The following is a 16,839-nucleotide window of genomic DNA, read 5'->3' on the forward strand; positions in this document are numbered from 1 at the left end:
TATCGCATCTGCTTTTCCCATTAAGGAGTGGCTGGTGGCTGTCGCCTATCGATTGAAGAATTGGCTAAAGGGGTTGTTGAGGAAGCCTCGGAAAGCCCTTCTGCGTATGCCGGATCGCCTGAGGCTGATTGTTGGGCGCGTAGCAGTTCGAATTGTGCCCCAAATAAGGATCGATCGGGATATTTTATATCCACCGACGGGTGTCTGTGCTTCAACCGCCGAGTGGGTTTCGGGCATTGGGAAGACGTTGAGTGCAGAATTCCGGCCAGTGGATGCCTGTTACACCGCCGACCATCTGCTGCCGAGGACAGTTCATCAACAGGTCCGTCGGCAGTTCTTGATGGACGAGGCTTATCCCTGCCCGGCGACTTTTGTCGCCCGGATTCCTGGGGGGCGGGTTCTCAATGAGGGCCTCGTCATCACGCCTGACAACGTGTTGCTTGACGACGTATCGATCAATTTCGGCGAGCCCTTGGAGGCGAAGTTGGAATATGTTCGTCGTGAATGGACATGGCGCCCGCTTACCGATGTCAAGGGTACCGTCGCGGTCCTGTCCACGACCGGCGCAATGCTCTATTATCACTGGTTGTTTCAACTTCTTCCTCGGTTCGAGTTGATGAAGCGCTCCGGCGTTGATCTGAATTCGATCGACTATTTTCTCGTCAACAGCAGGAAGGCTCCGTTTCAACGGGAGTCGCTGGCAGCGCTCGGGATTGATCAGCGCAAGATCATCGAATCGTCGATGGTGCCTTACCTGCGGGCAAGCACTTTGGTAGTGCCTTCGGTGCCGCTATCGGGAGGCTGCTACGCGCCCTGGATGCGCGAGTTTCTCAGGAACACTTTTCTTCGAGGCGTCGACAACGAGATGGAGCCAGCAACCCGGCGGCTTTACATCAGCCGCGGAAGTGCCGGTTACAGACGCGTTCTTAATCAGGGAGACGTTGTTCGGTTACTAGATCAATTTGGTTTCGAAGAAGCAAAATTTGAGACAATGTCCGTCCGACAGCAAGCTGCGACAATTGCGTCGTGCGAAGCTATTGTCGCTCCCCACGGCGGTGGACTTAGCAATCTTATATTCTGTAGACCGGCAACGAAAGTGATCGAAATTTATTCTCCCGAACTTGTCGCCGGTTACTTTTGGAAGATTAGTGCATTGCTTGGGTTGGATTACTATTACCTGTTGGGAAAAGGACCGTCTTCGTCCACCGACGTAGATTACCCCCAAAGTTGGAATGCTAGCGCTGACATCGAAGTTGATTTGGATCGTTTGAGAGAGACACTTGAACTAGCAAACGTTCGTCCGATCAAGGATGATCGCACGCAGTCTCTTAAGGTCCGATCTCGATGAAGCAACTTCTATCGATTGGCCATTTTTCGTCTCAGCGGGGTTGGACACCGAAGATCTCGTTCCGCGAGGGCCTCAAGCCGACGATCAAGTATTTCCAAGCCAACCTCGGAAATTGAGCTCCAACATCAGCCGGATTTTGGAGGCATTAACCCAGACCTGATGTTGAAACAAAACACACTTCAGTCGCGAGACTGCGACTGCCAATCCGGATTGGACCTCTCCGGGAATACCACGAAACGTCGCCCAGCGAAGTTCAGAACTAAACCAATACCCGTAGCGAAAATTTTTGCTAGCGCAGGACTCATTCCGATGGCGACAAACGAGCGGGTGATAAACACATCGACTAGGCCGATCACAATAACGACTCCGATGTAGATAAGAGGTTCGGTGATCGTGCTCCATTTTGCCTTATGTTGAAAAATGAACGTGACCGAAAGATAGTAGTTGACGCCTGCGGCTATGAAGAACGCCAACAGGGCCGACGGCACAAGTCCCGCTCCGAGCCCAAGAAGCCCCAAAAAGCTCACCAAATTCACGATCGCGGAGAGGCCGCCGATGAACGTGTAGAAGACGAACTGTATCGGTATCGGGACCGCGTGCAGGTTGTATTTGAGAATGCAATACAAAGCCCGCCAACCGTCCTTCATAGAGATTTTTTTTCCCTCAGCATACGTACGGCCACGATAGGATATTCCCATTTCGTAAATACGCAGTCGCTTTTGCGCAATTTTTGCAACCACCTCTGGCTCAAAACCGAAACGATTTTCCTCAATCGCGATACTTTGAATTATCTCGCGCCGGAAAACCTTGTAACAAGTCTCCATGTCGGAAAGGTTCAGATCGGTGAGCATATTGGAGAGCGTGGTAAGGAATCGATTGCCAAGCGAATGCCAGAAGTAAAGCACCCGACGCACGTCCGATGATAAGAAGCGAGACCCCAGAACAACGTCCGCCACACCGTCACGAAGTGGAATCAATAACTTCCTTAGGTCCATCGGATCATATTCGAGATCCGCGTCCTGAATGGCGACAAAATCACCAGTTGCATGCGCGATGCCGGTCCGGAGGGCCGCTCCTTTGCCCCTGTTCACCTCGTGCTGCAACAAGACTAAGCCAGGTGTGCGCTCCGATATTCGACGCGCGATTTCCGGGCTCTTGTCCTTTGAGCAATCATCAACAATGACAAGCTCTAACTCCAATGTCTCGTCTTGAATTGCAAGGACACGGTTTACACATTTTTCAAGAGTTTTTTCTTCATTGTAACACGGGATAACGATACTGAGTTTTACCCTCGTTACTTTACTAAGAAGCGATAAATCTCTCGGCAGCTCTCCAGGGAGAGAGAACTCGTGGGCTGAACGGTCAGACATCAAAAATTCCGACTCCAAAAGCAAGATCAATTAATTTCTATAATAACCGGATAAATGCCAAACTACACGACGAACAGTACAAATTGCAAGCGGGCAATTCGGAATTATTTAAAGCAATTAACTGTTGCGCGAAGCGCTTTGCCTGCTACCCAATGGGGTGCTAAATTTGATTTCCGAGAAACCAGTGGTTAGTGCTGAACTTGTTTAGCACCTGCGGGCTGTCATTCCCTTGACATTTATCATGCGGAGCAAAGCTTTGGGCAGTAATCAATCGTTGCTAGAGAAAGAATGCGTTGATGCCAGATCGATGAAGTTCTTTTTGTACGTACCGCTCTTAGTTCCAATCATCTTGTTTTTGGTATCATTGCAAATTCGACCGACAGTCGGCCAAGATAGCGGCATCGGTTTCGTCACACTTCGCAGCATGCTGCAAGGTGGGGGGGTCAATTATTTTATATCACCTGACCCAGCAAATATTGCGAATGATTTATCAACGTTTCTAACTTGGTTTAGTCCAGGACAATATCTCGTTCCAGGCGCTTTTGTTTGGCTTGGTATAGATTATAAGTCCGCGATCTCACTGACCGTGTTGATTTCATCGGTTGTCGGCGTCATTGGATGGGCTAAGGTCGCGCAAACGTTTGCGGCGCGTCCTTCTGTTATTTTCATCTTTTTGTGCGGACTCGTTTTGTTTCGGTACGGCACGCTGCCCTTTCAAATGTATACAGGCGGCGAAGTCCTCCTATTTGCGGCGGCGCCGTGGAGTTTTTGTTGGCTCTGGTCCGCAATCGAAAAACCGCCTGTGGCGTGTTTTACTTTCGCTCTAATGTCGCTCGCGATTTTATTCTTCGCAAAGTTAACCGGTTTAGTCGTTTTCGCTGCCAATGTCTTGGCCATAAGTCTATTGGAATTGCTACGGAAGCGCCGTGTGACTTCGGCGATGCTCGCTTTATGGACAGCCAGCGGCGTTGGCGTGATTTCCTTTATATTCTTTTGGCATTCGCATGGCGGCGTTCCAGCAGATGGCTCACGTTTTGCTGTCACTTTGCCCGCAGTCTGGTTTCCTCTGGCCGGTGCGGCCCTTTCGGGCGTTTCCGGTGTCGATCTCCTAAATTGGATTTTGCACCATCGATCGACTCCGATGCTCTTAGCTCTCGCAATTTTGGTGGGGCTGATTGGTGTGCTGGTGGTATTCTGGAAATGGAATCGAATACCCGAAGCGCGCTACAAGGTGGCGGCCATCATTGGACTGCTTGCCGTTGCTACGCTTTTTTCGGGCGTGTTCGCCGCATTCTATGTCTGGCACAATCCGTTTTCGTTTGACCAACGTAACCTTCGGGATGCAGGGCTTCTCGCCTCTGGATTGTTTGGCCTGGTACTAACGCTCTGGGTGTGGGGTCAACTGCGGAGCACCCGTTATCGACCGATGACGATCTGTTTTTTTGCGATCATAGCGTTTTATACGATCGCATTTATCCTAATGTATAGCGGGGGATCATCTATTTCACTCGAGGAACGTCACCTCCGCTACGCGGGAATCCTATTCTTTCTTATGATCTTAGTCGCTCTTGATCTACGGCGTGAATTTTTAGCTAAGGGTCTTACGTTGATGATTTTTTGTGGCTCTGTGATTTATAGCTTAGCTTCATATGTTGTCGATGCTCGTGAACTCACAAAAGGCCGCTATTATGAGCAACTTAGCTTCAACTTGTTGCAGATGGTGCCGTCGAGCGTTCTGGAATACTTACGGTCACAAGCAACGGAGAACAATTGGCGGCGTCCAGTTGTCGTGATTTCACCCCAGGTCGCCCTTGATCTCCCAAGCTTCCGCATCATCGAAGCTGATCTCGATTTCATTCCCATTGAAACAATTCATGATTTTAAGTGGGCCGGCCACGCCGAAAAGATAATAATGGTCGTACCAGATCAGATGGCAGCTAACGGTAAGGCAGAAGCCCTATTGAAGCGTTTTGTCGATTACGATCAAAGCAAATGGAGCCAAATGCGGGTTGATGGCATGGTTATCTATTCACAATAATAATCTTCCTGAGGCCGCTAAGAACGCGCACATCGCCAATCGGCAAGCCGCCAATAACATTTCCGAACCATGATGACGCAGCCAGCCCGGCATCGTGAGAGAGCCGGAAAACTCTAGCTGCCGGCGATCGAGAGTTCGGTCTCAAAGCACTTTGTCCATCGCTGGATGAGTCGAGCGCCTCAGGTCGGGAACACCGAAAGGGGGCAATCTGGCGGTTTGTTCTCAAAGTTTGGAAGATTGTCCCGCTTGGCATACTTTGCAAATGCGCCACTTGTCAGTGCCTTCAAGAAGGGACAATATCAACTTTATAATTAGCCATATTGTTCTAAACGCAAGCTGAGAGCGTCGGATGCAAGTATTCCAGGTAGTGCCTCCCGTATTGAGAGACATCGGGAATGGTCTGGAGATCGACATCGATTTCTTGGAGAGCCTCAGAGTTTATTTGGATCATTTCGACAGTTTCGCCGTCGCCTGTCCGGTCAAAACTTCGCAGATCAAAGGGTCTGGGTTAGAGCACTGCCTTCCGGTGCGCGATTTGCCGTGGGGTCGAGATCGCCTTAAACTCATTCCATTGCCAACCACCTACAATAAGCCCATCGAATTCGTACGACAGCTTTCCGTTGTGCGACAGATGCTTCGCTCAGAAATTAGAGATGCTAAGTACTTGTTATTTTCTCCCTACTCGCTGATCGGCGATTGGCCTACCGTAGCGTTACGTGAAGCAGTGAAGCTTAAGCGCCCCTACGTTATCGAAGCTGACGGCGTTCACGGCAACATTATGCGGATGCGTTCAAATACTGGCGCGGCATGGAGGCGGTTCATCAAGAAGAATGTGTTGCTTCCATTATTCAACCGCTCTTACAAATATTGTCTTGTACATTCCAGCCTGGCAGTATTTCAAGGTCAAGATGTTTACGATGCCTACGCACCGTTCTGCAATAATCCATACAAGCTGAACCATCATATTCCAGTCTATGCTGGCGACCATATAACCGAAACACAATTGCAGGCGAAGCTTGGCAGCCTCGAGGAAGGTGCACCCCTAAGGCTGTGCTATGCAGGCCGGGCAATCGACATGAAGGGCCCGCTGGATTGGGTAGAAACGCTGCATGAGCTGACTAAACGTGGTATAAAATTCCATGCAACGTGGCTCGGCGACGGGCCTCTGCTCGATGCGATGCGTAACAGAGCCGTGGCGCTCGGCATATCTGGCAGCATCAAATTTCCAGGTAACACATCGGATCGAAATATCGTTCTAGATGCTCTGAAAGAGTCGCATATCTTTTTGTTCTGTCACACGACGCTAGAATCAGCGAGAGTTTTAGGAGAAGCTTTAGCTTGTGGGTGCCCTCTCGTAGGTTATTGGAGCGCCTATCCATCTGATCTTATCCGAGAACATGGTGGCGGAGTTTTCTCGAAGATGGGCGATTGTGGCGCCCTAGCTCAGAATGTCCAAGATTTAGACAAAGACAGACAGAAGCTACGTACCCTCATTCGTCACGCAGCAAGATCAGGACAAGATTTTGATCGTGGCGCCGCATTGTTGAAGCGCGTCAATTTGGTGAGGCAGCAGCCCCTTGCGATGGGCTATCCTCTTGAAGAGAGTGTCTCGAGCCCAATTAATTCGTAAATCTTGGCCACCAAAAAGCGCGACGCACCTTGATCTTACTCAAAGAGGCAAGTATGGCCGCATCAAGGTCGGCGCGAAAATTAGCGTGCGGGTCCGGCTTGAGGTTAAAACACCTGCCAAGGCCAACGTCGTTTCTACATCACGTTAATCAATTTTATTCCACTGCATCTCAAGGTACTTGCGGTATCGCATCGGGTCAATGCGGTCTTTGGAGTGAATCATAACCGCCACGGTTCTTGGGTCAAAATCGGCGAAAAATGCTTCGATGTCCGAATCCGTTAGCAGCGGTATGTGCCAAGAAGGCTTGACAAGCGGCACCGACGACGGCGCATGGTCGACGCGATCGTATCCCAGCACCTCACAAACGAAAATTCCATAAATCATATACTCAGAGAAATGTGTTGTCCGCGCGAGAGCAAGTTTCCAGTCTAGTCCTGTGCTTTGTTCGATTCTTTGCTGCATCGCCTTTATGATTTCGCGGTTCCAGCAGATCATATTGCCGACATGGGTACGAGAGCCGATACCGTGGTTTTCGGCAAGGCCTAACAAGCGGCGGGCCGTAGCGGTCCACTGGCGTTCTCCGGCGAGGTCTACATCAAGCAAACCGACCTTCCCATCGACAAGAAGGTCCTCGCGGCTAAATTTACGAAAGAATGCCGTGTCAGAGTCGCAAAAGACCAATATTTGTTCGGGAACGGCCTCAATCACCGCGATCTTTAAAATCTGCTGGATGATCCAACCCCGCACTGGCGGTGCCTTTAGACTTAGCCAGAAACTCTTTCGACCCGGCATTCTCCAAATCCATTTACCCAATAAAGTCTCGGACTCTATGAGGTGTCGCCTGTGCCCCTCTAAATGTCGGAAGGCTGCGAGATCTCGTCGGTCGACTATGAGGTAGTGTGGTACATCTGGCGTGGTACGATCGAGAGATTCCGCAAGGAGTTCACATCGCTTAAGATCCGGCAGGTAGGTTGGGGTCACGATGGCAACACTACTTATCTGGGTTTGAGCCAAGAGCGTATCTCTCTAATTAGAGTCATTCGACATGACGACGAATTACCTCCGTTGCGGCTTGAAATATACCTCATTGGTTCGGACGATCTAGCGCGATGTCGCACAGCAATGTGGGTAGACCTCGTGATCGGCGGGTCTTCTACCGGGGCCGAGCGCCGTGATGAATGCATTGCATTATCTTTTGTCCTCGCTCGTGATGGTTGCGCCAGCCTGCCATGCACAGCACCAACGTATTTCGTGGGCGAGCCACAGAGCGGGTATCGGTTCTGACGTCGCCCCCCGCGAACACCGCGTTCGACCAAACAACTTAGTCACAAATGCCGAGTCCATTTTAAAAATTCGAAGTGGCTCCAGTCGATAGGCAGGGTATCGAACGAAGTTCCAAAGCCGGAAATCCAACGTAACCATTCCAATGACCCGACGATCAGGACGACGGCCATCGTCAAAAGCAGATCTTGCATTCCGAACGAAAACTTCTGCCGCCTTTGTCCGATCAGGATAGGAAAATATCTGGCCAGATCGGCGAGGGCGACCACCATGACACCCCCAAGCAGGCCGAAGAGCCCGACCATTAGAGGCAGGCCAACGGCTAGAAAAGCGAGCTTCGTTCCATTCGAAGCTGCACCATAAGAGGGTTTCCCCAAACCAAGGACTATCGATTCATTGACGTAGGCTAAGACTGAGAACCATGACCCCATGACAAGGAGCGGCAATATCCAGCTGGCTGATTGATAGCGCTGGTCGTAAAAAATCCGGATTGCAAAATCCGCTGTGGCGACAAACACCGCGAAACCACTGGCGGCTAGGAGGAGAAATTTTACGCGAAGTGGAGCTAGCAAATCGTGTAGCTTGGCACGAGGTGTTTGCGCATGGGATGAAACAAACGGGAATAGCACGATGTTTCCAAATCGCATGGTCAAGTTCCCCGTCAGATCGGAGATCGATCGTGCAATTCCGTAGACGCCCAGTAGCTCGACGGGAATAAATTTTCCAAGATAAAGGCGGTCAACATACATTGAGAGAAAGAAGACGATAGAGGAGGCGAAAATCCACTTCCCGTAGCTCAGGATCTCTCTTGCAAAATGCTTCGAGATATAAAACCTGTGCCTGACGTTGGTGAGAAGAAAGTAGCTTCCGACCATGGAGGCCGCCGAGCTAAAAAGGCCGCCGAAAACCAGAGCCCATATCGTAGGGTCGAGATAAGCGAATATAATCGTGGCGCCTGAGCCGATGACCGTCATGATTAGGTCGTAGACATTCAATTTTGCAATCCGCATTCTCTTCTGAAGCAGAGATTTGCTTAGGGATGTAAGGCCGGAAAGTACGAGACTGAATGATGTTATAGGCACGACCACGGCCAATATCGGGGAATTATAAAACGAGGCTATTGGCACTGCTGCAGCGATGAACAAAAGCCAAAGAGCTATGCTGCGCAAAAGCTGCAGAGTCCACGCCGTATTGTAGAATTCAGGATTGTCCGCGTTTTTGTTGTAGACGATGTTTTGGTTGATGCCGACATCCGAAATCAATTCGATACCCATCCTCAGGGTATAGACGATCAACATCGTGCCGAAGATGTCGGGCGCCAACAAGCGCGCCAGGACGATGTTTGTTACGGTTCGGAGGACTGTACCTACGCCGTAGGCGCCGATCGTCCAGACGGTGCCCTTAACGAGAGTTCGTGTCGAAATAGTCATGACTGGTGATTCAACGCCTATCCGGTTTGGAGTTCATCTCTTGCTAAAAGGCCTGGCGCCTCCCGACGTCACATTTATTTACCCGCCAAACTATGCAGGCTTGGCAGCCCGAAAACGATCACTCCGACTGTTTCATAGAGAAAAAGCGTAATGAGGGAAGCCAAAAAAACTCTCATTAGTCATAGGGTCCTTTGTAACATGCGCCCACTGCCCAGTTTTCTAACAAGCAAACCCTGCTCACCAGCCTTCGTCATTTCGGAAGGTTGTTTCGCGAATAAACCATAGTCGGCTTAAGCCCATCGACCAATCGGATCCCCAGGAGAGCGGCAGCTTCTTTCGCGAGAACGCGTTTGGCGCTGTCATAGGAAGTAGGCATCAAGCCATCTTCCGTGGACTTTCGGTTAGGTTGCAATCTTAACGGGCGCGCGTTGACGTTCGATCGGTAGATGTTTTGCGCGAAGCGAGCTCGGATTGATTGAGGATCGAGTGAAATAACCCAGTTGGACCGCGAGGCCAGCCACCAATCCCAAGTCCAGCGCGAACATATACTGGGTTTCTTCCAGTACGAAGATCCATTCGAAGAAATTGTGGACGTATACAGTTAATAGGGCCACCCCCAGGCCAATCAAAAGATCTCCCCTGCGGTCGTTGCGATGATCCCAACCACAAAGCATGGCCACAACAAGGGGGCGCAACAGCATTAGAATGAAAGCGATCAATCCGGGATATCCAGTCTCAGCAGCGACAAGAAAGTAAACATTATGGACATTGGCGCCCTCGCTTCCGGTGGACATTGCGACACCCGCGCGGTTGTTGTATCCGCCGAGGTTGGCAGCGATGACATAATGATTGGCGCCTTGGCCCAGCGGATTGTCGGACAGCATCATTCTCGCGGCTTTCTCAAAGGCGGCGCGTTCGTCATAGTCAGAGGTTATTGCCTCAGCTTGGTAGTCAAATCGCTTGTCTAACGACATGATCGCGACAGGAATAATCACCGCTAGCCCAGCGGCTCCAAACATGAGAATTTTGCGCTTCCGAGCCGTCCAACTGCGCAAGCTGGAAAGAACGAAAAGGATCGCATATCCGAGGAGTGAAAAGCCAAGTGTGCCCCGCGATCCCGTCAATACGGTGACTGCGAGACCCGCTGGGACGGCGGCCGCCAAGAGGCGCCCGGACTGCCCGCTCATCAGCAAAGCAAATGCTGGGAGATCAACGAAGTGGATGATCATACCGAGAAGATTTTGGTGATACATGGTTCCTGGCGCTTGCACCATCCCGAGTGCCAAACGCTGCCACGACGAAACCACGAATTCCAAAAGAAGACCAGCAGCCATGCCTTTAAGTACCGCCACGGGGACGCGTGGGTCGGCAGACCCTCTTGCGACTGCAGCGAAGACCAGAAACATCCGCAATAGCTGCCACGAATAAAACAGCGCTCCCATCGGCTCCGCCGATGTAAATGCTGAGATCACGGTAGCAAGGATATACAGTCCTATGACAAATCGGAATGGGATGGGCCCCCGTGTTCCCGGCGAGCCGCGATAGAGAGCAATTGCAAGGGCGTCCACAACAGAGAACTCGGCTCCCTTTACATAACCAGGCCAGCCAAGCCAGGAAATAAACGCCATGTTCAAGTGCAAAAAACTCAGCGCGAAGGGAAGAAATCCTAGAAGCATCCAAAGTATCGGCGCTTTGCTTGGATTTCGGCGCAACCAATTCGAAAGAGGGAGTACGGTGGCCAAAACGATAGCCAAGCTAACCCATTTCACAGATTTACGTCCTCAGATGAGCGTTTGATAGATTAATCCGCCGCGGCGCGGAAAGCAGCTTTATGCTCTGGAGATTCCAGCATCGTTATCTTAGCATGTCCAATGTCGGTATGCATCTGATCTCACGCTGAATCAGAGAGTTAGGCTTTTAAATGTTGCGAAGGCATTTCATGATGGGCGCGGCGGCGGCCGCGCTGTTTCTTCCTGACGTTTCGCAGTCGCGTTTATTGCGCGGCTCGGCTGCTGCTGTCTCCGCTTCCACCTGGAATACCCTGCTAGTCGGTGGTGGCGGGTTCATGCGCGGGATTGATATCGTCCAGTCCAATAACACCCTGTTGGTCCGAAGCGATACGTACCCCGCGCTTTGGCTTTTCAACAACAGTCAAAATAAGTGGCTGCCGCTGATTAGTGCGTATTCAATGCCGCGTGCCTTTGTCACGAACCCTTTCGGCGCCAAGCCGGTTGTAGGTGTTTGGGAAGCACGGATATGTCCCAGCCTCACCACCAAACTTTACATGATGTACTGCAACGCTGCATTCGTTTCTACGAACAGCGGCGGCACTTGGACTCAGTTGACCAATTTCCCTTCGGTCACTTTCGATGCGAATGCCAGCGATGCGAACAAGAACTACAAGATGGCCGTCGATCCGGTCAACGACACCATCTGTTTCGTAGGTACTCCGGGAACAGGGCTTCAAAAAACAAGCAACAGTGGCACGTCGTGGACCACCGACAGAACAGTTCCTTCTGCCGCCACCCAGGGTATCGCAATTGCATTCGACCCGACATCCCCAACAACCGGCGGGTTCACGGAAGGAGTTTTTGCCTGCTCGAATGGCCACGGAGTTTTTCATTCCACCGATGGCGGCACCACCTGGACCTTCCTGAACACCGCGAATATGCCAACTACTTTTTATCAAATGATCGTGGACCAAAACGGCAAGTTGTGGATCACAGACGGAAGCCACATCACCACTTGGACGTCTGGCAAAGGTTGGTCGGTTAATTCATTAAGCGACAATCCGGGGCCTATAGCTGTCGATCCCAACAATGCTTCGAACGTGGCCACCAGCAGCTCGCAAGGCAGAACCTACCTTTCCACAGACGGCGGCTCCTCTTGGACGGTAAGGGAGATATCGACCACCGTCACCACAGCCAATGACGCCGCATGGATGGGTTGGGGGCCGACACAGGGATGGAAAGCTGCTGGATACGCGCCGCCGCCGACGGCAGGGTATTCTCCAGGATCCTACGGAATTTCGATGGGGGCTTTTGCATTTGACTCGTCATCAAATCTGTACGCGTCGCACGGCTTTGGGATTCTGAAATCGACCAGTCCGTTCGCGACCCCATCTAGTGCGATAACGTGGCAAAGTTTCTCACGCGGAACCGAGGCTCTCGACACCACTTACATCATCCACCCACCGGGCGGGAATCCGATCGGTACCGCATGGGATTTGCCGATCTGGAACTTCCCGAACTACTCGTCCAACCCTTCTGCCTACCCCGCGTACTATGGACCCACCACCGATTTTAACGGACCGATGCCGAATTATGGCATCAACGGCGTTCGCGGCTGGAATATAGAATACGCATCTGGCACCACTTCCTTCCTGACTGCCATCACTTCCGTCGGAGGTTTTTGGTCATCTGACGGCGGAGTTAGCTGGACCATATTCGCGAACTCCAGCGGCGTGAATCCGTTTACGAACGTCCTCAACGGCGGGTGCATAGCTTCGTCCACCACGACGAACCATGTCGTGATGTGTTCCAGCACTTCGCCCGCCTACACCACGGATAATGGAAACACATGGACCAGTTGCACCTATGCCGGTAGGGGGTTTAGCAATTTCCCGTTCGACAACAGTATTTTCGTTTGTGCGGATCGGGTGACTGCCAACAAGTTCTATATGTATTCAACTACTGATGGCTGGTATTCTTCAACTAACTCCGGAGCAACATTTACCAAAATTTCCAGCTTTAAGGCTCGTATTGGGACCGGATTAAGCCGTGCCAAATGCGTCCCCGGAAATCCTGGACACATTTTCTGGGCAACTGGTTTTGGTGAGATCCCGTACCCCATACCGGGGGACCAATTGTTCTGGTCCACGAACTCGGCGGTTACCTGGAGTTCGGCACTCCATGACTTCAATACCATCAACGATTTCGGCTTCGGCACGGTTGTTTCGGGGCAATCGTACCCGACGATCTATCTCGCTGCTTATCGGGTTAGCACAGGTATCTTCGGCGTTTACAAATGCATCAACTTCAATCCGGCTACCGGATCGGGAACGTGGACGCTCATGACGAACGCAGATGGCACAAACTATCCCGAGGGATGGTTTGCTCCCATTGTTGGTGTGGCTGGTGATCCGGCGGTTGACGGGCGATGCTCGATATCCTTCATCAATGGAGGCTTCAAGAGGTATGTGTAAAGTTCCAGTCACGGCGCATTAAGCGCTTGATCGATGGCTCCCATAATGCACAAACTATCCAACTGATGGCGATGGCTGAAAGCACGCTAACAACAAGAGCGAACCATTTTCCGGCAAAAAGGAAATGTCGCTCAATCGTAAGCCCGACGATATGGTGAACGAGATATAGTGGATAAGTCATCAAGCCAAGAGTCCGGATGCGCCGTGAGGCTGCCTCGGAAATGGGCTTACCCGGTCGGGAGAATATGAAGATGCAGGCGACGGCTGCGAACCACACGACGACCGGGGATAGCATCCACTCCATTTTGCCGGCAGGAAGAAATTCCCGCCCACGCAAGTAAATTTCGCCGATGCAGGCGACAATCGCGACCGTCAATGCAATGCGCTCCCAGGGTAATAATCGTCGCGTAGTCGATATCCAGATCCATGCTCCCAGCGCAAAAAAGCAACCGTGACGTGCTAGCAATACGTTACCGCGTTCGACCAATCCAACCGGGCCATATTTCGTCGCGAGGATTATGAGCGATATTGAGCTGAATAGCGTGAGTGCCAATGCCGCGCGACTTAACTGCGAAAACATGCGCGCCAATAGCAGTAGGAAGACCAGGCAGTAGAAGCCGACTTCTACTGCAAGAGTCCAATAGACATCGTCGATCCATGGCCCCTTCGGAATCAGCATTATTGATCTAAGATAGGCTGGCAGTAAGTCAGTTTCGCTAAACGACCTCACTATCAGCGTCAGCGTCGCACAGAACCAGACAGCCGGATAAAGCCGCAGCGCTCGGCCTCTCAGGAATTGGGCAGGTGTTTTGCCGTTCGCAGAATTGGCAATGACAAAACCAGAGATAACGAAAAATACCTCGACGCCGATCCAGCCGAACCATGTGACGAGCCAGACCGGCGTGAAGTCCGCAATGTCGTTCAAGTAACCGAGATGAAAACCGGCGACTAAGAACGCCGCAAGAAAGCGCAGAACGTCGATGCCGTAAAAGTAGTTTTTCACCGTGCGGAAGTGCCCGGGGGAGGTCTCATGTCATCATTTTCGGAACATCGCATCCACAACCGCGATCAACATGGCGTTCGGGAATATATGCGACAGCTTGTAATCCATCCTGAAGAAACTACCCTACGTCCCATCCTCCGCCAAGCCCCCAATCCCAAAAAGGTTCAATTAATCAGGAGCCATGAATAGCGAGCTATTGTAACCCTCCGGTGAGGGCCGCGGTGGCGATCAATTGAGCCCGCAGCATTTCTTGTATTTCTTGCCTGAGCCGCATGGGCATGGCTCGTTGCGACCAACCTTTTTTCTCGGGGATGCGATGACCCTTGGGTCGCTGCCCTGCACTGGTTCGGTGTTGGCAAGGCGCCATTCGTTGAGGATGACGACCCAGTCGGCGATCTTGTCGGGTGCGGCCGCCATGAGCGCATCACAGTCGTCCACCTCCTTTTCTCCTCGGGCGATGTCCGCGAGCAGAAGCATTCCGCTCATTGCCGCCGCCGTATCCACATCGGCGTCGAGCAGCTTCGTCCAGGCTGGCGGGCGTAGCGCGACGGCCTTCTCGAAGCCCTCGATCCACAGCTCCCAGAGGATATCGCCGTTGCGAGTGTCGACGGAGAACAATGGGCTATAGCGGTCTGGACGCTCCATCAGTGTGCGCGCGACGTTGTTGTAATGCTCCATGACGAGACCGAGAACACGGTTGGCATGGTCAAGGTCTTCGAAGACCGGCTGCTGGTCAGCGCCGTCCTCATGCCACACGAGCGGAAGCCAGTCGCCGGGCATGATCAGCTCCGGGCACGCCAGCAGGCCGGCGATGAAGCCATCAAGCTCTTCGAGCAGCATCGTTTCCTCGCCGAGGGCGAGCAGTTCCTCGTCAAGCTGCTTGATGTGGCGCGACAGTCCGGACATGGGCGTTCCAATTCCATGGCAGCAGTTCATGAAGCCGTCCCTGAGGGAGGTTGGCGATCCGGGCAAGCACGTCGGCAAGCCAGGCCTGTGGGTCGATGTCGTTGAGCTTGGCCGTCATGATCAGGGTCGCCATGGCGGCAGCACGCTCGGCACCACGATCGGAGCCGGCGAACAGCCAGGATTTGCGGCCCAGGGCAAAGCCGCGCAAGGCCCGTTCGGCTGCGTTGTTGGTCAGGCAGACCCTGCCGTCATTGATAAAGTGAGCGAACCGATCCCATCGCTTGAGCATATAGTCGATCGGCTCGGCAACCGAGGCCGAGCGCGACAGGCGGCCACGCTGCTCGCGCAGCCAGGCTTCCAGAGCCTCCAGGAGCGGCGCGCTCTGCTCCTTACGGATGCGCAGCCGCTCGGCAGCGGCAACCCCGTTGATGCCGCGCTCGATCTCGAACAGGGCGTCAATCCGCCTGACTGCCTCCAGCGCGATCGGCGAGATCGCTCCTGCATTCTTGCCCCGCCTTGCATTGGCACCGATGTCCGCCAGCTCGAAGAACTGCCTCCTGGCATGAGCCCAGCACAGCGCCGACGTGATCGGCCCCTTCGCGCGCGAGGGATCGTACAACTCGTTGTAGCCGTTGTAGGCATCGGCCTGCAGGATGCCGGCGAAGCCCCGAAGATGCCGCAGGGGATGTTCGTGCCGCCGGTCGCGTGAGGCATAATACAGCGCCGCCGGCGGCGCCCGGCCGCCAAAGGGGCGGTCGTCGCGGACATAGGTCCAGATGTGTCCCTTGATCGTCTTGCCCTTCGCCAGGATCGGTACATGTGTGTCGTCGCCGTGCAGGCGCTCGGCACCGAGCACATGTGCCTCGATCAGTGCGTGCAGTGGCTGCAGCACGGTCGTGCAGGCCCCGACAAGGTCGGCCAGCGTCGACAAGCTCAGATCGACGCCTTCCCGGGCATAGCGCTCGCTCTGCCGGTTCAAGGGCTGATGCTGGCCGTACTTCTCGAACAGGATCATCGCCAGCAGGCTCGGCCCGGCGAAGCCGCGCGGCGTCACATGGAACGGCGCCGGAGGCTGGGCGATCGTCTCGCAGGCCCGACAGGAGAACTTCTCGCGCACGGTCCGGATCACCTTCCACTGCTGCGGAACAACTTCCAGCGTCTCGGTGATGTCTTCGCCAAGCTTCGACAGCCGGTCCGAGCCGCAGCAGGGACAGCTGGCCGGCGCCGGAATCACCACGCGCTCGCGCGGCAGGTGGTCGGGGAACGGCCTGCGCGATGGCCGCTTGCGCTGGAACGACTGGACGGCCTGGGATCTGGCCGCCGCCTGCTCGGCCGCCAGTTCATCCTCGGTGGCGGTTGCTTCCAATTCCTCAAGCTGAAGCTCCATCTGCTCCAGCAGGCGTGCCGTGCGTTCGGAACGGGTGCCATAAAGCTGGCGACGCAGCTTCTCGATCTCGAGCTTGTAGTGGCTGATCAGCGCTTCCGTGCTCGACAGGTCCGCTCTCGCATTGGCGGCCTCGGCCTCGGCATTCACCGCCGCAGCCTGCGCCCTTGCCGCCAGCGCTTCCGCCTCAACCCGTGCGGCGCGCTCGGCGATGATCATCGCATGCGCAGCAGCAAGATCGGTGG

11 protein-coding genes are annotated in these 16,839 nt (G+C 53.3%); 4 read left to right on the forward strand and 7 right to left on the reverse strand.

Annotation, left to right across the window (positions count from 1 at the left end):
• Positions 1-34 precede the first annotated feature (34 nt).
• Positions 35-1,348 (forward strand): glycosyltransferase family 61 protein, encoded by a 1,314-nt coding sequence (locus tag B5525_RS24820; protein WP_079568358.1) that lies wholly within the window; start codon positions 35-37, stop codon positions 1,346-1,348.
• A 179-nt stretch (positions 1,349-1,527) separates the two neighbouring features.
• Here B5525_RS24820 and B5525_RS24825 read toward each other — a convergent pair whose 3' ends face one another.
• Positions 1,528-2,718 (reverse strand): bifunctional glycosyltransferase family 2/GtrA family protein, encoded by a 1,191-nt coding sequence (locus B5525_RS24825; RefSeq protein WP_079573747.1) that lies wholly within the window; start codon positions 2,716-2,718, stop codon positions 1,528-1,530.
• A 256-nt stretch (positions 2,719-2,974) separates the two neighbouring features.
• Between B5525_RS24825 and B5525_RS24830 the strand changes: the two genes are divergently transcribed.
• Together B5525_RS24830 and B5525_RS24835 are read left to right on the forward strand one after the other, a co-directional pair.
• On the forward strand, positions 2,975-4,756 hold the full coding sequence (locus B5525_RS24830) for a hypothetical protein (protein WP_154073410.1): 1,782 nt from the start codon (positions 2,975-2,977) through the stop codon (positions 4,754-4,756).
• 349 nt (positions 4,757-5,105) lie between these two features.
• A complete protein-coding gene (locus B5525_RS24835; protein ID WP_079568360.1) occupies positions 5,106-6,386 on the forward strand; it encodes a glycosyltransferase in 1,281 nt (426 codons plus the stop codon).
• Between the two features lie 144 nt (positions 6,387-6,530).
• Here the strand turns inward: B5525_RS24835 and B5525_RS24840 are convergent, their stop codons facing one another.
• The 3 genes from B5525_RS24840 to B5525_RS24850 form a co-directional block, all read right to left on the reverse strand.
• A complete protein-coding gene (locus B5525_RS24840) occupies positions 6,531-7,367 on the reverse strand; it encodes a DUF6492 family protein (RefSeq protein WP_244568076.1) in 837 nt (278 codons plus the stop codon).
• Positions 7,368-7,711: 344 nt separating this feature from the next.
• Positions 7,712-9,097 carry an oligosaccharide flippase family protein gene (locus B5525_RS24845; RefSeq protein ID WP_079568362.1) on the reverse strand — a complete coding sequence of 462 codons (1,386 nt, stop codon included), beginning with the start codon at positions 9,095-9,097 and terminating at the stop codon, positions 7,712-7,714.
• Positions 9,098-9,498: 401 nt separating this feature from the next.
• On the reverse strand, positions 9,499-10,773 hold the full coding sequence (locus B5525_RS24850; RefSeq protein WP_079568363.1) for an O-antigen ligase family protein: 1,275 nt from the start codon (positions 10,771-10,773) through the stop codon (positions 9,499-9,501).
• 263 nt (positions 10,774-11,036) lie between these two features.
• Between B5525_RS24850 and B5525_RS44375 the strand changes: the two genes are divergently transcribed.
• The gene (locus B5525_RS44375) at positions 11,037-13,301 is read left to right on the forward strand and encodes a hypothetical protein (protein WP_154073412.1); all 2,265 of its coding nucleotides are present in this window, start codon (positions 11,037-11,039) and stop codon (positions 13,299-13,301) included.
• Here B5525_RS44375 and B5525_RS24860 read toward each other — a convergent pair.
• From B5525_RS24860 to tnpC, 3 genes are all read right to left on the reverse strand, one after another.
• The gene (locus B5525_RS24860; RefSeq protein ID WP_079568365.1) at positions 13,285-14,304 is read right to left on the reverse strand and encodes an acyltransferase family protein; all 1,020 of its coding nucleotides are present in this window, start codon (positions 14,302-14,304) and stop codon (positions 13,285-13,287) included. The genes B5525_RS44375 and B5525_RS24860 overlap by 17 nt on opposite strands.
• Before the next feature lie 228 nt (positions 14,305-14,532).
• On the reverse strand, positions 14,533-15,210 hold the full coding sequence (locus B5525_RS24865) for a UPF0149 family protein (RefSeq protein WP_079568366.1): 678 nt from the start codon (positions 15,208-15,210) through the stop codon (positions 14,533-14,535).
• The gene (gene tnpC / locus B5525_RS24870) at positions 15,176-16,813 is read right to left on the reverse strand and encodes an IS66 family transposase (RefSeq protein WP_154073874.1); all 1,638 of its coding nucleotides are present in this window, start codon (positions 16,811-16,813) and stop codon (positions 15,176-15,178) included. The genes B5525_RS24865 and tnpC overlap by 35 nt, the downstream gene beginning before the upstream one ends.
• Positions 16,814-16,839: the final 26 nt, after the last annotated feature.

This window comes from Bradyrhizobium erythrophlei, from assembly GCF_900129505.1.
GTDB classification, from domain to species: Bacteria; Pseudomonadota; Alphaproteobacteria; order Rhizobiales; family Xanthobacteraceae; genus Bradyrhizobium; species Bradyrhizobium erythrophlei_D.

Bases quoted from the DNA above. Each gene is read 5' to 3' on its own strand.
- B5525_RS24825 (WP_079573747.1), bottom strand. From the start codon at position 2,718: ATGTCTGACCGTTCAGCCCACGAGTTCTCTCTCCCTGGAGAGCTGCCG.
- B5525_RS24835 (WP_079568360.1), top strand. From the start codon at position 5,106: ATGCAAGTATTCCAGGTAGTGCCTCCCGTATTGAGAGACATCGGGAAT.
- B5525_RS24845 (WP_079568362.1), bottom strand. From the start codon at position 9,097: ATGACTATTTCGACACGAACTCTCGTTAAGGGCACCGTCTGGACGATC.
- B5525_RS24850 (WP_079568363.1), bottom strand. From the start codon at position 10,773: ATGCTTCTAGGATTTCTTCCCTTCGCGCTGAGTTTTTTGCACTTGAAC.
- B5525_RS44375 (WP_154073412.1), top strand. From the start codon at position 11,037: ATGATGGGCGCGGCGGCGGCCGCGCTGTTTCTTCCTGACGTTTCGCAG.
- B5525_RS24865 (WP_079568366.1), bottom strand. From the start codon at position 15,210: ATGTCCGGACTGTCGCGCCACATCAAGCAGCTTGACGAGGAACTGCTC.
- tnpC (WP_154073874.1), bottom strand. From the start codon at position 16,813: ATGATCATCGCCGAGCGCGCCGCACGGGTTGAGGCGGAAGCGCTGGCG.